This is a genomic window from Segatella copri (genome assembly GCF_949820605.1).
Classification (GTDB): Bacteria; Bacteroidota; Bacteroidia; order Bacteroidales; family Bacteroidaceae; genus Prevotella.
In genome coordinates this window covers 93,718-110,912 of record NZ_CATKVU010000007.1, presented here as the reverse complement: position 1 = coordinate 110,912, position 17,195 = coordinate 93,718, and the positions used below count along the sequence as shown (strand labels likewise).

Genomic DNA, 17,195 nt, shown 5'->3' with positions numbered 1-17,195 from the left:
AATTCTTCACTCTTCGTTTTTTCACTCTTCACTTAGCTTATGAAGATTAAAGATATAGAACTGGCGAATATTAGCCGGTTTCGCGGCGAGTTGATGGGAGCAGCCATGCTGTTCATCATCCTCTTTCATGTGGGATTGCCTAGAGAAGATGCCTTTTTCGGGCTTCGCAGAATGGGCAATGTCGGTGTAGACATGTTCCTCTTTCTCAGCGGAATAGGTCTCTGGTTCTCGTGGATGAAGAATTCTTCTGCCAAACATTTCTTCATCCGCCGTTATCTGCGCATCTACCCTACCTGGCTCATCATAGCCTGCCTCTTCTATATCCCTTCTTTCCAGGGCGGAAGCACCTGGAACTGGATCTATCTCTTTGGCGAGATAACCATCAACTGGGGGTTCTGGCTGCATGATGAGCTCAACTTCTGGTACATCCCGGCTACGATGATGCTCTATCTCTTTGCCCCTGCCTACATGGAACTCATCAAGCGCCATCCTATCTACCGCTGGCTGCCGGTGGTGATGATCATGTGGTGCATCCTGGTACAATATGTTACCCCGATACATCAGGCTGTAGGACATCTGGAGATTTTCTGGAGCCGCGTGCCTATCTTCTTCATCGGCATCAACATGGGTGAGATGGTAAGACAGAAACAGACGCTCGACGGTGCTTCGATATGGATGATATGGCTCATGTTCCTGATGACGCTGCTGGCGAGCATCTTCCTGGAACAGGAGAAGCACGGCATGTTTCCGCTCTTCCTGGAACGCATGCTCTATATCCCGCTCACCATCACCAGCATCCTGCTGCTGAACCGCATCTTTCGCCGCACACCGAGCTGGTTTAACAAGGGGTTCATGTTTGTGGGAGCGCTGAGCCTGGAGTGTTATCTGCTCCATATCCACTTCGTGCTGAAATACATAGAACCGCATCACTTGGGCTATTGGCCTACCTTCTTCATCTGCATAGGCATCACCCTGCCTGCAGCATGGATTCTGAGCAAGATAGCCGGATGGATTTCTAAAGAGTTAGCTAAGTTTATCAAGTAAAAAAGGAGTTTATTTATTAAGAAAAATAGGAGTTTTATGAACGAGAATAAATTGGAAGACAGTAAAGGTTTTGCTGCGCTGCTGCGACTGGTTCGCCCGAAGCAATGGATCAAGAATGGCTTTATCTTCTTACCGCTGTTCTTTGGCGGCGCCCTGTTGCATGCAGATGCCCTGCTGGCGGGTCTGATTACTTTCTTCGCCTACAGTTTTGCCGCATCGAGCATCTATTGTTTCAACGATATCTATGATGTGGAGGCCGACCGCCGCCACCCTGTCAAGTGCCATCGTCCGATAGCATCGGGAGCGGTCAGCATCAAACAGGCATACGGACTGATGTTCCTGATGTTTGCCCTCTCTATGGGTGTATGCAGCCTACTCGGCTCATGGGAGACGATGGGAATCATCATCTTCTATTGGCTTCTGAATCTCGGCTACTGCGCCAAATTCAAGCAATATGCCATCATCGATGTGTGTATCGTGGCCTTCGGTTTCGTACTCCGTCTGCTGGCAGGTGGTGTAGCAACGGGCATCGTACTCAGTAAGTGGATTGTGCTGATGACCTTCCTCATCACCCTCTTCATGAGTTTTGCCAAGCGCCGCGATGATGTACTGCGCATGGAGAAGACGGGCGAGGCTCCCCGCAAGAATACCATCCGCTACAACCTCACTTTCATCAACCAGGCTATCACGATTACGGCTTCCGTAACCCTGGTATGTTACATCATGTATACGGTGAGTCCAGAGGTTATCGAGAATTTCCATACCGAGAATCTCTATCTTACGAGTGTCTTTGTGCTGGTCGGTTTGCTGAGATACATCCAGATTGCTGTGGTAGACCAGAAGAGTGGTGACCCTACGAAGATTATCCTGCGCGACCGCATCACCCAGTTTATCGTGCTCGCCTGGTTGCTCTCCTTCCTGATCCTTATTTATATCGTATAAGAAAATGAAGAAAAAATTATATTGTTTCGATTTCGACGGAACGCTGACAACAAGCGATACCCTGCTGGAATTCATCAGATATGCCAAGGGTACCGGTCGTTTTCTGATGGTTTTCCTGATGTACAGTCCGCTCCTGGTACTGATGAAGCTGCATCTCTTTCCCAACTGGAAGGCGAAGCAACTCATCTTTGCCCATCTTTTTGCCGGCATGCGTATCGAGAAGTTTGATGCGCTCTGCCGCGATTTTGCCGAAGAATACCAGCATCTGTTGCGCCCCAAAGGTGTTACGCTAGTACACGAAGCCCTGGTTGCAGGTGCTCAGGTTTTCATCGTAAGTGCCAGCATCGACAATTGGGTCCGCCCGTTCTTTAAAGTTCGCGGTCTAGATGGAGTCAGGGTTTTAGGCACCCAGATAGAAGTGATTGACGGCAGACTTACCGGTAAGTTCAAGAGCAACAACTGTTATGGCGAGGAAAAGGTGCATCGCATCTGCGAGGCACTGACCACCACTGCCGCCAATACCTACGGTACCCCCTCATTATCTTTCGACCGCACGCAATATGATATAGAGGCATTTGGCGACAGCCGAGGCGACAAGGAGATGCTCGCCTATGCCGATAAAGGTCATTTACAAGCCTTTTAGATAAAACGTGGTTATTAGCCCAAAATCAAGTGAACAGGTCGTCCATTGTAATTTGTACTTGAGCCAAGGCTGCATACTGTGTAAAGCGCACGCCAAAAGTAGTAATCATCGTTGGGATAATGCCACTTTTTATCCCAGTTTCTGCCACGAAATCTGCCATACGATTACGAATGCGCATATCCTCCTCCTTAGTGATCGTGTAAGGCAGCTGCGAATACTTGATTTCACATAGATTCACGAGATTATCGGCACGTTCTATCAGTAAGTCGATTTGCGCAGCTGGCTTTGAAACCTTACTTCGCCAAGAATAATACTCGGTATGGATTTGGTCTATCCCCAAGAAATGCTTGATTTGAGGAATATGCAACATGCAAACTCGCTCAAAAGCCAAGCCATACCAAGTATTTTGACGAGGTTTTCCCATCAAGTGAGTCCAATATCCCATGTCCGTCGTACCAGGATGGCAAAACGTCATATAAAATAATGTATAGAGGTCGGTGAGCTGAAAGATTTGATCTTTCTGCTTTATCTTCTTATCCCTGGTATTATACCCTCTTACAAAATCGCAATTTATCAATTCACTAAGAACCTTTGTCAAAGTTCCACCCGATTTCAGCTTCAATTTCTCCATGATTTCCTTTCGGGTCATACCTTGTCTGCATGAGGCAAGTACCTCTATGACACGCATATAGGACTCAGAATTTCTAAACAAGGACGAATATAGTCTTCCATATTCTCGCTTCAGTTCAGCGTGGGATGAGAAAAACAATCTGTCGACATTCCCTTCCACACCTTGCTTTTTATCCAACAAACTGAGATAATAAGGCACCCCACCAAGGATGCTATATATCTGAAGGATAGAAATGCGAGTCCATGAGAATCCATAAGCTTGCAGCATCAGTTCCGTCTCACAAAGAGTAAAAGGAGCAAGACACATCTCGTGCGTTATCCTATTATGAAGCCCACCATGACTATCTATCAGATTGGCTATCATCCACGACGTGGCACTGCCACAAACGATAAGCATGATTTCACTTTGGTAAGCTGCCCATCCGTTCCAAAAGTGCTCAAAAGCCTGTTGAAAACCAGATTTCGGCGTATCCAAGCACGGTAGTTCATCGATAAAAACAACGAGTCGTTCTCTTTTCATTTTTGCCTTTAACAACTGTTTTAATGCCTCAAAAGCCTCTGTCCAATTCGTAGGAATAGGCTGTTTGGAATCTCCATATTCCCTCAGCGCAAACCCGAAATTAGAGAGTTGCGCCTCAGCTGGTGCCTCTATAGACCCAGACATATCAAAGGCAAACTTATCACGGAAGAGATTTCTCACAAGATAAGTCTTGCCGATACGACGCCTGCCATATACAGCCACAAACTCAGCTTTGCCAGAATGATAATATTCTGTCAACAGCTCGATTTCTTTCTTTCGTCCGATAATTTGCTCCATACCTTTTAAATCTAACTTTAATGATGGTGCAAATATAAGATAATTATCCGAGAAAAACAAGGATTCTATAGCCAAATCGATGAATTTTAACTCGATTTGGCTAAAGAATAGGTTATACTATGGCCAAATCGAGCAATTTTCCTTCGATTTGGCTATAGAATGCCTTGTAGATTGCTATTATTCCCCTGGGCTAAGAGCTTTTGAGCTTTCAGCCCGTGCCGTACAGTTCTTTAAGACTTACACAGGCAAGATTTTGAGAATCTGGGGGAATTTTAGGCAAAAAGATTTTGAGGAAAAGAATATTTTATGTATATTTGCCACCAATTGTAACATCAACAAGTAAAGATTTTGAATATATTCATTATGAAACAAAGGAATACAGACATCGACTGGATAAGAGCCATACTCATTATTCTCATGATATTGATTCATATCGTGAGCTTCGGCAACGCATACCCCCAGCTCAAGGCAGGCATTCTCTCGTTCATGATGCCTACCTTCCTCATCATCACAGGCTATCTCGTGAATATCGAGAAAAGCCCAAAGGAGATGGGAAGATACCTGATGTGTCTCGCTTTGCCTTACGTCATCATGGTAACCGGTTTCTCGGTACTCTCCTATTTCATGCCGGTGAGAGATGGCATCACGGAACTGTCACTCTCTCAGATTTGCGAGAAGATATTCGTTACTTCCATCGGTCCCTATTGGTTCATCCAGACCATGATTATCTGCGGCATTCTCTATTACGTCAGTTTCAAGGGAGCAACCTGGGGAACCCTCAGACAGGGAAAAACGACGATGAGCACCACCTCAAGCCTCTTTATCTTCGCCACCCTACTCCTGCTCCTGTCCAAGACACCCGCTCTTTCGCCCAGTGCCGCCACCTATTATTTCATCGGAGTGGTGCTCAGTCAATGCCATATCGGCTTTGACAGAATTTTCCGTCCTTCACCGGTTGCCCTGCTGCTCTGGATCAACTTGCTGGGCTTAGAAGAATGGTACGACTGGGGCACGCTCGCCATCGTATTCTCCTGCTGGTGCTGCATTTCATCCCTGATGTGGATACACAGCCTCATCAAACGCCTACAGGATAATGCCTGCGTCCGAAAGACAGAAGACACCTTATTATATATAGGCCGCAACACGCTACCCATCTACCTATTCCACCCCATCTTTACGATGGCAGCCAAGTTCTATCATCCCCTCTTTAGCTGGGACAGGAGCGAAATCTGTTTTGCCCTCGTTACCATCTTCATCGCCATTGCCGGAAGCATCGGCATCGCCAAGATGATGGAGAAGACCCATCTGGCTTATCTCTTCGGAAAAGGAAAAATGCTGAGATAAATAATACCACGATATATTTGGTAATTTGGAGATTTTGAAGTACTTTTGCAACATGAATATCAAGAACAAGATAAATAATATGGATAATGCCAAGCGGGAGAAGCTGGGCGAAGTCATCAGATTCGGAATCGTAGGCGGACTGGCTACGGTACTGCAATATGTCATCTACCTGGCTATGATGCCGGCGCTGACCCATTTCATCCCCGACATGGGCGACCACAGCCTGGCTACCACAGCCAACACCATCGCCTACATCGTGAGTTTCATCTTCAATTTCATCGCCAGTACCCGCTATACCTTCAAGGTAAAGGCGAATGCCAAGCGCGGAGCAGGATTCACCCTCTCCCACATCGTCAACTACTCGATGCAGACCCTCTGCCTCAACCTCTTCGTAGGCTTGGGTCTAGCCAAACAGCTGGCTATGATACCCACCCTCTGCATCTGCATCCCGGTAAACTTCCTCCTGGTAAGGTTCTTCCTGAAGAAATAGAATATATATTGTATAATATATAATAGTAATAATAGAGTTATGGCAAATGAAATGATAAAAACAGCCAAAAATAATGAGGACTTATTTAGTAAGGTGTCTGCTCTCATTGAGCAAACAAGATCTTATGTGAAGACTTCAGTCAACACTGCAGAAGTCTATACCAAATATTATATAGGCAAATATATCGTAGAGTATGAACAGAAAGGAAATATTCGTGCGCAATACGGGAAACAGGTTATAAAGGATTTATCCCAAAAGCTGACAGAGCGTTTTGGGAGTGGCTGGTCATATCCAAGCTTAAAGAACATAAAACAATTTTATCTTACATACGCAGAAAGACTAAATACTGATTTTTCTGTTGAAAGCCAAAAGGCTAACCAGTGGTTAGCCAATTCAAAAGCAGATGAACATCAGATTTTTAATCTTTCCTGGAGTCATTATCTCATTCTGATGCGTGTAGAAAATCCAGATGCACGTTCATTCTACGAAATAGAATGTGTTCAGCAGCAATGGTCTAAAAGACAACTCTGTCGTCAAGTGGGCAGTTGCCTTTATGAACGATTAGCTTTAAGTCGTAACAAGGATGAGGTGATGCGACTAGCAAAGGAAGGACAAACTGTAGAGAAAGCTTCTGATGTCATCAAGAATCCTTTGACTTTAGAGTTCTTAGGCTTAAAGCCTGATGCAGCTTATTCAGAATCTAAGTTAGAGAATGCCATCATCAGCAAAATGCAGCAATTCCTACTCGAATTAGGAAAGGGATTTTTGTTTGAAGCACGGCAAAAGCGTTTCACCTTTGATGAAGACAATTACTATGTAGATTTAGTACTTTACAACCGTCTTCTGCAATGCTATGTTCTTATCGATTTAAAGATTGACAAGCTCACTCATCAAGATCTTGGTCAGATGCAAATGTACGTTAATTATTTTGACCGATATATAAAACAAGACTTCGAAAAAACAACGATTGGTATATTGTTTTATGCAAGGAGAAGAATGACGCGCTTGTAGAACTGACATTACCTAAAGATGCAAATATTTACGCCTCTGCTTATCAGTTGTATTTGCCAGATAAGAATTTGCTGCAAGCTAAGGTCAAAGAATGGATTGCAGAATTTGAGGAAAACAACATCAATTAAAAAAGCATCCAAGTCGTAGGGAGCAGATAGAAGAATGGATATCAAGAATAAATACCCACCCTCTGCATCTGCATCCCGGTAAACTTTCTCCTGGTAAGGTTCTTCCTGAAGAAATAAGGGGATTCCCAAAACACGATAAAAAAAAGATATGAAAAAGATATTCGATATTTTTAAAATCAAGAAAGAGGAAAGATGGCTCGCACTGGGCATCTTCCTGGCACTAGCCATACTGAATGGTGTAGTGATAGCCCGCTATGCCGGTACCTTTACCCTCGTTACGGATGACTATTACAAGAACTTCATCCGCCACTTCTGCGTATCCGGTTTCGACCCTTTAACCTATTGGGTATTAAGCGATTGGAATGCGGCATATAATGTATACCGCCACCCGCTGCTCGCCTTTTACATGTATATCCCTTACCTCATCAATATGGGGCTGATGAAACTCACAGGCTACAACTGTGCCCTTTTCATCGCAGTAATCATCCAGATGTTCTGCGGGTTCTATGCCACCCTTTTCCTGCAGAGAATCTTTCGCGAAGTACTGGAACTGGACAAGGCAGCATCCTCTATTCTCACCTTGCTGTTCTTCTCCTTCGGCTACGTCATGGTAACCTGCATCGTGCCCGACCACTTCGTCATCTCCATGCTGCTGCTCATTCTGGCACTCTACGTCTCCGGACGCAGAATCAAACATAACCACCCGCTCAAGATATGGCAAACGGTGGTATATTTCGTTCTGACAGCCGGCACATCACTCAATAATGGTCTGAAAATCTTCTTTTCAGCCCTCTTTGTCAACAGAAAGCGTTTCTTCCGCCCTAAACATCTCCTTCTGGCAGTCATCCTGCCAGCAGCCCTGCTATGGGGATTCTGCCGATGGGAATACCGCACCTTTGTATGGCCTGTCGAGATGGCACGAAAGGAGATGAAAGCCAAGAAGGCTGCCGAAAAGAAAGCCCGACAGGAGCGTATGGCACAACTCAAACAGATAAAGGATTCGCTGACAAAAGATTCCATCCAAAGAGGTCTGAAGATCATTACGCCTGAAGAAATAGCACAGAAAGCCAAGAACGACAGCATACAGAAGGCAAAGCAACTGGCACGGAATGAAGCCAGAAAGAAAAGAGGACCTAAGCAAGGTGCCCCTATCATGAAAGGCGAATTCATGAACTGGACCGATGCCACCAGTTCCCGAACCCTGTCTATCGTAGAGAACCTGATGGGCGAATCTATCCAGCTGCATCAGGATTACGTGCTGCAGGATGAGTTGCGCCACCGCCCGATGTTCGTCAACTACCGATATGCCTTCAACTATATCGTGGAGGCACTTATCATCATCCTGTTCCTTGCCGGCATCTGGGCTGGCAGAAAGAGCAGGTATCTCTGGCTGGTCATGTCGTATTTCGGCCTCGACATGCTGCTGCATATCGGACTCGGATTCGGTCTCAACGAAGTATATATCATGTCAGGCCATTGGATATATGCCCTCCCTATCGCCATCGGTTTCCTTCTGAAAGAAACCAGGCATCAGCGCTACAGCCTCTGTCTGAAGAGTCTGTTGCTCACCATAGGACTCTTCCTGCTGATATATAACGGCATCCTGATTATCGGATATTTCTGCTAAATAAAAGAATAAGCACGTCCACTCTCAATCAAGTCAGAGAGCAGGCGTGCTTATTTATTTTAAGTCTGCGATTAAACATGCTTATCACTTCCCAGCATTTTGCGCCAGCGGCGCCCCATTGCCTTGAAGATGCCTGAGAAATTGCCATAGCGCAAGTTCAGTAGCAGTTCCTCCAGAGAGCGCGACATCTTGATGAGCGGATGTCCCCAGGCATTGGTCTTGTACAACCGTTCCTTGAAATCTACGTTTTCCACCACATATTTAGGATGTTTCAGCGGAAACTCCAGTTCATGGCGCTTCATCGTGAAGATACGGCGGTAAGCTTTCGGGGTGGTCTTCATGCTACCCGCAAAATGGGTAGAATCTGCAGAGAGACCCAGATTGTTGATGAGATTCCTGGATGGCATGATAGCCAAACTGGAATTCAGCAGCATCGAAGCCCAGAAGATACTCTCATAAAACTCCTTGCCGCTATGGGCATGATCCCGGCACATCGGAATGAAATCCTTGCGGAATCCGCGCTGCTTCACCAGCGACTGCAGACGCTGCATAGCCTGCTTGTCGCGCAGGAAGGCATAGTCACCCTCCCATTTATCCACCACGCGACGCCAGGAAGCCCATCCCCAGATAGCGAAGATAGAGGTAAAGAAATAGCTGTCCTCGCAATCGGGCGTTATCTCATCCTCATTGAATCCGGCAATCATGGCGATGCGTTCATCGTGCTCATAGCGGTCGAGCATCTCCTTGCAGAAAGGGAAGAACGACTGGCTCGGCACATCGTCATCTTCCAGCACGATGCACTTATCCACCATCGAGAAAGCCCATTTCTGGGAGAGATACTCCGACGGGTCGCATCCCTGGTTCTTTGTCTGATAAGAGCGGTGAACCTCGCACTCCCAATCAATATTCTCATCAGATGCAATCTGCCGGCAAGCCTCGATACCCGACACGTCACGTTCGCCCCTTGCTCCATCCTGATAAAGGAACAACTTGGCAGGACGAGCCTTCTTCACCTCGTCGAACACTTTCTGAAAATTGTCGGGACGATTGAAGAAGAGCATCAATACGGCGACATCAATCTTAGCTGGCTGTTTCATATATATGATATTCGTTAACGATACACAATCATCGGAAACTGTCATTTCCTTTTTTGCCACAAAGATAACTTAAAAAGAAGACAACGCCAAATAAAACCGCCACAAAAACCAGACAAAACGAAATATTTCCTCATTTTTCTTCTCACAATCAATTTTTTACACTAACTTTGCACCCAAAATAAGAATAAGACAATGAAGAATATTTTTAAAATAAAGAAAGAAGAAAGGATACCGGGCCTCGTGGCTCTATTGGTATTCGTGCTGCTCAACGGGTTGTTCTTCTACAAATACGGCAACCTTTTCCTCAGAGCGCACCACGTCAGCTTCTGGCAGTTGTTCGCCAAAACCTTCCATGTATCCGGCTTTGATGCATGGTCGTATATCTTTATGTCGAATGGCAAACTCTATTTCGAGATTCCGCGCCATCCGCTCTTTGCAGTCATCCTTTATCCTTTCTATCTCATCAATAAGGAACTGATATCTTCGGGCGATACCAACTATGCGATGATATTCATGGCTATCCTGCTCATAGCAAGCGCCTTCTATTCCTTCATCTTCGTATACCGCATCTTCCGGGAAATCATAGAACTGAAGAAGAAAGACTGCATTCTTTTCTCCACCATGCTCTATTCCTTCGGTATGGTGATGGTTTCCATGCTGGTACCCGACCACTTCTGCTGGTCGCTCCTCATGCTGACCATGACGCTGTATCTGGCAGGCATGGCGATGAAGAAGAGACGCCAACTGTCTGCCTGGACCATCGGCATCCTCAGTTTCCTGACCGGAGGGGTCACCCTCAGCAACATTGCCAAGACCTATCTGGCAGCCTGGTTTACCAACGGCAGGAAGGTCTTCGCCCCTAAGAATCTCGTGGCTATGATTCTGCCAGCCATCCTGCTGGTAACTACTGCCTATCTTATCTATACGGAGGTAAGGGAACCCCAGTTTCATGCAGATAAGCAGATTGAGGTAAAGGCACATGCCAAGGACCCGGAACAGCAGCGGAAGGATTCCATCCATCACGCCTGGGTTATGGCACATACCGGAGAACCGATGAAGCAGGAGGGATTCTGGAAATGGACCGATACGTCAACTTCCAGGACCGATGCCCTGATTCACAACATGATGGGAGAATCCATCCAGCTCCACGACTCTTATCTTCTGGACGATATGTGCGTAAACCGCCCTACCATCGTGAAGTATAACTATGCATTCAATTATGTCATCGAAGCCATCATCTCGCTGCTGTTCATCATCGGCATCGTGGTTGGCATCCGGCACAGATTCTTCCTTCTGGTACTGAGTTGGCTAGGATTAGACATCGTCATCCATTTTGTGATGGGATTCGGTCTGAACGAGATGTATATCATGGCTTGCCACTGGATATTCATCATTCCTATTGCCATCGCCTATCTGATGAAGACGCTCACACCGGGCAAACAGGTTATCCTGAGATATTTCTGCTGGTTACTCACCCTGTATCTCTGGGCATGGAATGGCTACTGGCTGTTCACCTACATGTCAGACCAGGCAACCCAGATCATGAAATAAGCGGTCCCAAAAGCCCCATTCTTTATAATAACTCTCTAAAAAAGGAATCTTATGAACATAGCAGTCATCTTTGCAGGAGGCTCCGGCCTCAGAATGCACACCAAGTCAAGACCTAAGCAGTTTCTGGAACTGAACGGCAAACCTATCATCATCTATACTTTGGAATTGTTCGACAATCATCCGGAGATAGATGGCATCGTCGTAGCCTGCATCGAATCATGGATTCCTTTCCTGGAGAAGATGATACGCAAGTTCGAAATCAGCAAGGTGGTGAAGATTGTACCGGGTGGCAACAGCGGACAGGATTCCATCTATCACGGACTCTGTGCTGCCGAGGAGTTTGCCGGCGGCAAGGATGCCAACGTGCTCATTCATGACGGCGTACGCCCACTCATCAACGAGGAAACCATTACAGACAATATCCGAAAGGTGGAAGAATGCGGCTCCTGCATCACCTGTATACCAGCCACAGAGACTTTCATCGTAAAACAGGAAGACAACTCGCTGGAAATTCCGGAACGAGACAATTCTCTGATTGCCAGAGCGCCACAGAGTTTCCGACTGAAAGATATCCTCTCTTCACACCGCAAGGCGATTGAAGAAGGCAGACACAACTTCATCGATTCCTGTACGATGATGAGCCACTACGGCTATAAACTCGGTACCATCATCGGTCCGATGGAGAACATCAAGATTACAACACCAACCGATTTCTTTGTGTTCCGTGCCATGGTAACGGTACATGAGAACCAGCAGATTTTCGGTTTCTGATAAAGATAGAGAAGAAATGAAACATAACGAAATAGAACTGGAAGACTGGAAAGACTTTGCCAAAAGCTTTCCGCTTTACGAACAACTGAGAAACAAGACCATCGGCATTACGGGAGCTACGGGCTTGCTGGGCTCCTGCATGGTTCATTGCCTGGAAGAACTCGACAGACAGCACGGACTGAACCTGACCATCGTATGCTTCGTAAGAAACGCTGAAAAGGCGCAGCAGGTACTGGGACATCCTCAGGGAGATGCCCATTCTGCAGAGGTTTTGGGCAAGAACATCGTGATTCTGAAGCATGATTTCAGCAAGACAGAGGAGCTGCCGCAGGAGGTTCATATCGATTATCTGGTGCATTTTGCCAGTCCTACTGCATCCCAATACTTTGTCAGCAAGCCGGTAGAAACCATGATGACCGATTTCGACGGCACAGCCCAGCTCCTGCGTTTCGCCCTCTGCCAGAACACCGCCTCTATCGTCAATGTTTCATCCCTGGAGGTATATGGAAGCATCTATGATGATTCCCATCCGCTCAGCGAGGAAGAGCAGGGCTACATCCATCTTTCAGATACCCGCAGCAGCTATCCCGTAGCCAAGAGAGCAGCCGAATGCCTATGCCATGCCTATGCCCGCGAATATGGGGTGCATGTCAAGACTGCCCGCCTCGCCCAGACCTTCGGAGCAGGAGTTACGGCAGATGACAACCGCGTTTTCGCACAGTTTGCCCGCAACATCATTGCCGGAGAAGACATCGTTCTCCATACCACCGGTGAACTGAGCCGCTGCTATTGCTATACGGTTGATGCCATCGAGGCAATCCTTTTCATCCTGCTGAAGGGTGAAGACGGTGAGGCATACAATGTTGCCAACGAGTCAACCTACATTTCCATCATCGATATGGCGAAGTTCCTCTGCAACACTTTCAATCCGGATATCCAGCCGGTAATCCAGCTGAAAGAAGGCATGGGCTATTCTCCGATGACCCGGCTCCGTCTGTCCTGCAGCAAGGTGCATCAGCTCGGCTGGACGCCAAGATACGACATGAAAACCATGTTCCAGCGTCTCATCAATTCCTTGAAAGCATCATCTGCATCTCATTAAAAAGCATCCATCAGCATCATGACATCCATTCTAAAGAGAATATACAAGAGTACATTGGGAATATACGAGCGCAAGGACCTGTCGTCCTGGAGCCATACTCCAGCCTGTTCTACTCCCATCTACGGCATCTACCATATCTTCTGCGACGCCAACTGGAAAGAGATGGTAAGGGAACAGATGCAGCATCTCGCCGACAGCGGACTGCTCGAGGCAAGCAACCGACTCTATATCAGCTGCATCGCCAGAAACAACGAAGATATCATGGAATTGGAAGATATCCTGCGACAATATGCGGCAGATAAGATAGAATTTGTTTCCAAGACCACCAATCCACAGCGATTCGAATTTCCGGCACTCGACTATATGTATGAGAAATCGCAGCACGAAGACTTCCTCTTCTACTATTTCCATACCAAAGGAATCACCTATCAGACTACCCTGCATCAGGAAGACAGGGAATTCAGGGGGTTCGTGGATAAGATCGTGGCATGGAGAAGAATGATGGAATATTTCCTGATGAACCAGTGGAAAGTGGCTGTCAACACCCTGGAAGCGGGATATGATACCTACGGAAGCTATCTCTTCCCTCCATTCAAGAACAGGATGTATGCCGGCAACTTCTGGTGGGCGAAGGCGTCTTATTTCAGAACGCTCCCTGCCCTAGACGAAGATACCAAGCTGCACAACCGTTTCATGGCAGAAGAATGGCTGCTGAGTCTGCCGGGGGCAAAGGCTTTCTCGGCTTTCGATACGGTGGCAGACCTGTATTTTGTCAGGATTCCGCCTACCATCTATGAGGTGGGCAGACATTCACTCTTCGATTCCCTCAGATTCTGCGCCATCTATACCTATAGAAAATACCAGCGCAAATGGTTCGGTTACAGCTATAAGCAGCACTGCCAACAAAAATTCCAGCAACTCAAGCAATCGCTTTAGTTGCTGGAATTTTCCATTTATAACCGGTTCATGATTTGAACTCCAACTTGCCGACGTGCAGATTCACCTTGTCCAGATCCGGCAACTGCATATAGTTGCCATATTGGTCGGTCAGCACCTTGTCGTAGTTGCCCGGCACAGGCATCTGATGCCCCTCAAACTCCAGGGTAGTCAGCGGGAAGATGTCTTCCAGATGGCGCTCTACGACAAAAGGCACGCCGAAAGCATCCAGATAGACACCACCGGTCAGTCTGGCGATGCCCCTCATCACCGGATAAATCACCCGTTCATTCAGATGCACCCAGCGCATCACCTTGCCGATAATCACCTCATCCTTCAGGTCCTTCCGCTTCAATATCTTATAGGTGTGTCCGATGGTCTGTATCGACAGCCGCTGCAGCCATTTGGGATGCTTGTCGATAGGAAAGATATCTATATAGATGCCACGCTCCTTGAAAATCCTGTCATAGCCATTGTTTTCATCCAGCACCGAACGGCGGTCTCTCAACTTGGCATACTGGAAGAAGTAGTTTTCGTCCGTCTGTCTGCATTGCAGCGCCATCGTTTCATCCAGTTCTCGGGGCAGAATCTCTATCATCTTCAGATAATCCTCCCGCAGCATCTGCACATCCATATCATCATCCCAGGGAATAAAACCCTGATGGCGGGCTGCACCTATCAGCGTACCGCCTATCAGCCAGTAACGGATGTGATGGCGCTTGCAGATGGCATCAAAAGCCAGCAGCAGCTCTACCATCCTCTGCTGATGCTTCCACAGCTGGGAACCTTCAGGATTGAACCGGGCTCTCAGTTCCTCATTACTATATTGTCTTGTCTGATTTTCCATCATATTCTTCTATTTTTTTCTTTAATACAAAACGGATACACTCGTCCAATATCGCAACCCGGGCTATCTTCATGACCAAGAAATACAATACGGCTGCCATCACGACCCTTGCCAGGAGCAGACATGCCAGATTGGTAATGCTCATCGTTGCCAGATAGGTGAGACTCATCACGCCCAGAGCCGCCAGCAGGAACGGACAGGTATCTTTCAGAAAGTCGAGCGGACGGTAGCTGATATAGCGGTAAGCCAGCGCATACCATACAAACATCCAGATGATGGTCAACGCCACGTAGACCGATACCATCAGACGGATGCCGTAAGGCCAGAGAAACAGCATCAGCACAATCTGGGTAACGCTCAGCGATACCGTACACCAGAAATAGGCGCCGGATTTACCCTTGCTGATCACCACGTTGGAAAACAGCGTATATAGCGGCATCACCGAACCGCCCACGCACAGCATGCGCAGCAGTTCTGCACTCGACTGCCATTTCTCGGTCAGCGTGATGATGATAAACTCATTGGAAACGAGTCCCAGTCCGAACAGCAGGGGGAAGGAAAGGAAGCAGATAAACCTCACCATCTTCCTGAAAGCCATCAGCTGGCGCTCCTTGTCGTCAGAGAGATTCACCAGCGTTGGCTGGATGACCGGATTCAGCATTCCCTGCAACAGCAGATAACACTTCGAGTTCCACTGATAAGCCTGGTTGTAGCTACCCGTAATGGCATTGTTGTAGAAACGTCCCAAAAGGATATTCATCACATTGTCGTTGATTTTGGTGGCGATGGTTGTGGCAGCTATCTTGAAGCTGAACGGAAACATCGTCTTCACAGGCGTGAAATCTATCTTCAGCGAAGGTCGCCAGGTGGAATAATGCCATACCAGCAGGGTATTCAGTCCTACATAGACCACGCCCTGGGTTGCCAACGACCAATAGGCAAAGCCATTCCATGCCATCAGCACACCCACGCTACTCGACAGCAGCACCGCCGTGATACTCGCCTTCGCCTGCTGCTTCACCATCATGTTCTTGAAGAGGAATGCAGCCTGAGCCGTACCCAGACTGGAAAAGAGAATCGTGACGAAAGCCAGCCTGCACAACGCGATAAGCCGGTCATCATGATAGAAATCTGCAATGAAAGGGGCACAGAGGAAAAGGATGACATAAAGAGAACCGCCCACGATGATATTAAACCAGAACACGGAGTTGTAATCATTGGAGATAGGATGCTTCAGGTTACCGATGGCAGAAGCGAATCCGCTGTTCTGGAGCGCAATTGCTATCAGCGGGAACACATTGATCATCGCCATCATTCCGTAGTCTTCCTTCGACAGCAATCGTCCCAGGATGATGCCGAATACCAGTCCGATAACCTGCATCGCTCCATTGTTCATTGCCCCCCAGAAAAGTCCCTTGGCTGTTTTCTCCTTCAGTGTTTCTGCCATATCTTCTAATCTTTTTTATCTTCCTGTTTTACTATTCTCCCCGGATTCCCTACCACGGTAGCCCCGTCGGGAATATCCTGGAATACCACGGCACCGGCGCCTATCGTCACGTGATTGCCGATATGGATGCCGCCGAAGACCGTGGCGCCGGTATAAATCTTCACGTCATTTCCGATGATAGGTCTGCCGCCCTTGCCGTTGCCCAGCGTCACCATCTGCAGACAGTAGAAGTCATCACCTATACTTTCTGCGTTGAGATAGGTGGCATAGCTGTGCTCCAGATGCGCACCCTCCCCGATATGCGGACACCAGATGGTCATCGTACGCTCGGGAGGCAACAGCCAGCTGATGAAAACCGAACGGTATTCGCCCATGCGGTAATAAAACAGATTGCGGAAACTCCTTTCGCGGGTGCATGCCTTAATCAGATTGAGCACCGTAGGCTTCCTGTCCTGCACCTTCAGCAGGTCGGCATCTATCTCCTTCTTATGGAGCAGATACAGAGCGATATGCGGCAATATGCGCACCGCCGAAGCTGACAATATGATGGTTTGTACTATCGGATTCATGACTCTAAATCTTATTTATCTTATGCAAAGAAAATGCAAACGAGTGCAATGAAAGCTTGCTTTCAAATTGCCGAGTGCAGCTTTTCTTATGCAAAGATACAAAAAATAAAGCAACTAGCATGCTTTTATCCGAAAACAATTGTTCTTTTCACTAAAAATAAGATAATAGAACAGGGTTTGTAGAATTTTAGTCGGTTTT

14 protein-coding genes and 2 pseudogenes are annotated in these 17,195 nt (G+C 47.1%); 11 read left to right on the top strand and 5 right to left on the bottom strand.

Going from position 1 to position 17,195, the window contains the following annotated elements:
* Nucleotides 1–39: 39 nt before the first annotated feature.
* From RCO84_RS15220 to RCO84_RS15210, 3 genes and pseudogenes are all read left to right on the top strand, one after another.
* The gene (locus RCO84_RS15220; protein ID WP_317575975.1) at nt 40–1,044 is read left to right on the top strand and encodes an acyltransferase family protein; all 1,005 of its coding nucleotides are present in this window, start codon (nt 40–42) and stop codon (nt 1,042–1,044) included.
* A gap of 36 nt (nt 1,045–1,080) precedes the next feature.
* Nucleotides 1,081–1,986, top strand: coding sequence for a decaprenyl-phosphate phosphoribosyltransferase (locus tag RCO84_RS15215; RefSeq protein ID WP_287839420.1), 906 nt, complete (start codon nt 1,081–1,083; stop codon nt 1,984–1,986).
* 4 nt (nt 1,987–1,990) lie between these two features.
* Nucleotides 1,991–2,633: pseudogene (locus RCO84_RS15210) on the top strand (HAD family hydrolase).
* Between the two features lie 21 nt (nt 2,634–2,654).
* Here the strand turns inward: RCO84_RS15210 and RCO84_RS15205 are convergent.
* Nucleotides 2,655–4,076, bottom strand: a complete 1,422-nt coding sequence (locus RCO84_RS15205; RefSeq protein WP_317585584.1) for an ATP-binding protein — start codon at nt 4,074–4,076, stop codon at nt 2,655–2,657.
* 363 nt (nt 4,077–4,439) lie between these two features.
* On the opposite strand from RCO84_RS15205, the gene RCO84_RS15200 reads away from it, so the two are divergent.
* From RCO84_RS15200 to RCO84_RS15185, 4 genes and pseudogenes are all read left to right on the top strand, one after another.
* Complete coding sequence (locus RCO84_RS15200) at nt 4,440–5,420, top strand: acyltransferase family protein (RefSeq protein ID WP_317585582.1); 981 nt, start codon at nt 4,440–4,442, stop codon at nt 5,418–5,420.
* Between the two features lie 52 nt (nt 5,421–5,472).
* Complete coding sequence (locus RCO84_RS15195; protein ID WP_287797825.1) at nt 5,473–5,910, top strand: GtrA family protein; 438 nt, start codon at nt 5,473–5,475, stop codon at nt 5,908–5,910.
* A 39-nt stretch (nt 5,911–5,949) separates the two neighbouring features.
* Nucleotides 5,950–7,049 (top strand): annotated as a pseudogene (locus RCO84_RS15190) (PDDEXK nuclease domain-containing protein).
* A 148-nt stretch (nt 7,050–7,197) separates the two neighbouring features.
* Nucleotides 7,198–8,676, top strand: a complete 1,479-nt coding sequence (locus tag RCO84_RS15185; RefSeq protein WP_317585581.1) for a DUF6080 domain-containing protein — start codon at nt 7,198–7,200, stop codon at nt 8,674–8,676.
* A 71-nt stretch (nt 8,677–8,747) separates the two neighbouring features.
* On the opposite strand, the gene RCO84_RS15180 is transcribed toward RCO84_RS15185, so the two are convergent.
* Nucleotides 8,748–9,773, bottom strand: a complete 1,026-nt coding sequence (locus RCO84_RS15180) for a hemolysin activation protein (RefSeq protein ID WP_317585580.1) — start codon at nt 9,771–9,773, stop codon at nt 8,748–8,750.
* Between the two features lie 192 nt (nt 9,774–9,965).
* Here RCO84_RS15180 and RCO84_RS15175 point away from each other — a divergent pair, with 192 nt between their 5' ends.
* From RCO84_RS15175 to RCO84_RS15160, 4 genes are read left to right on the top strand one after another with little or no spacing between them, the layout of a single operon-like run.
* A complete protein-coding gene (locus RCO84_RS15175; RefSeq protein WP_317575980.1) occupies nt 9,966–11,324 on the top strand; it encodes a DUF6080 domain-containing protein in 1,359 nt (452 codons plus the stop codon).
* A gap of 51 nt (nt 11,325–11,375) precedes the next feature.
* The gene (locus tag RCO84_RS15170; protein WP_287820417.1) at nt 11,376–12,095 is read left to right on the top strand and encodes an IspD/TarI family cytidylyltransferase; all 720 of its coding nucleotides are present in this window, start codon (nt 11,376–11,378) and stop codon (nt 12,093–12,095) included.
* Between the two features lie 16 nt (nt 12,096–12,111).
* A complete protein-coding gene (locus RCO84_RS15165; protein WP_317573098.1) occupies nt 12,112–13,197 on the top strand; it encodes an NAD-dependent epimerase/dehydratase family protein in 1,086 nt (361 codons plus the stop codon).
* An 18-nt stretch (nt 13,198–13,215) separates the two neighbouring features.
* Entirely contained in the window at nt 13,216–14,133 is a 918-nt protein-coding gene (locus RCO84_RS15160) for a hypothetical protein (RefSeq protein ID WP_317585579.1), read from the top strand.
* A 28-nt stretch (nt 14,134–14,161) separates the two neighbouring features.
* Here RCO84_RS15160 and RCO84_RS15155 read toward each other — a convergent pair whose 3' ends face one another.
* The 3 genes from RCO84_RS15155 to RCO84_RS15145 are packed head-to-tail and all read right to left on the bottom strand — an operon-like array spanning nt 14,162 to nt 16,996.
* Nucleotides 14,162–14,983 (bottom strand): LicD family protein, encoded by an 822-nt coding sequence (locus RCO84_RS15155; RefSeq protein WP_317585578.1) that lies wholly within the window; start codon nt 14,981–14,983, stop codon nt 14,162–14,164.
* Entirely contained in the window at nt 14,955–16,427 is a 1,473-nt protein-coding gene (locus RCO84_RS15150) for a lipopolysaccharide biosynthesis protein (protein WP_317585576.1), read from the bottom strand. Before RCO84_RS15150 ends, RCO84_RS15155 begins: the two co-directional genes overlap by 29 nt.
* Before the next feature lie 5 nt (nt 16,428–16,432).
* Nucleotides 16,433–16,996: a serine O-acetyltransferase gene (locus RCO84_RS15145; RefSeq protein ID WP_317585575.1), complete on the bottom strand. Its 564-nt coding sequence runs from the start codon at nt 16,994–16,996 to the stop codon at nt 16,433–16,435.
* Nucleotides 16,997–17,195: the final 199 nt, after the last annotated feature.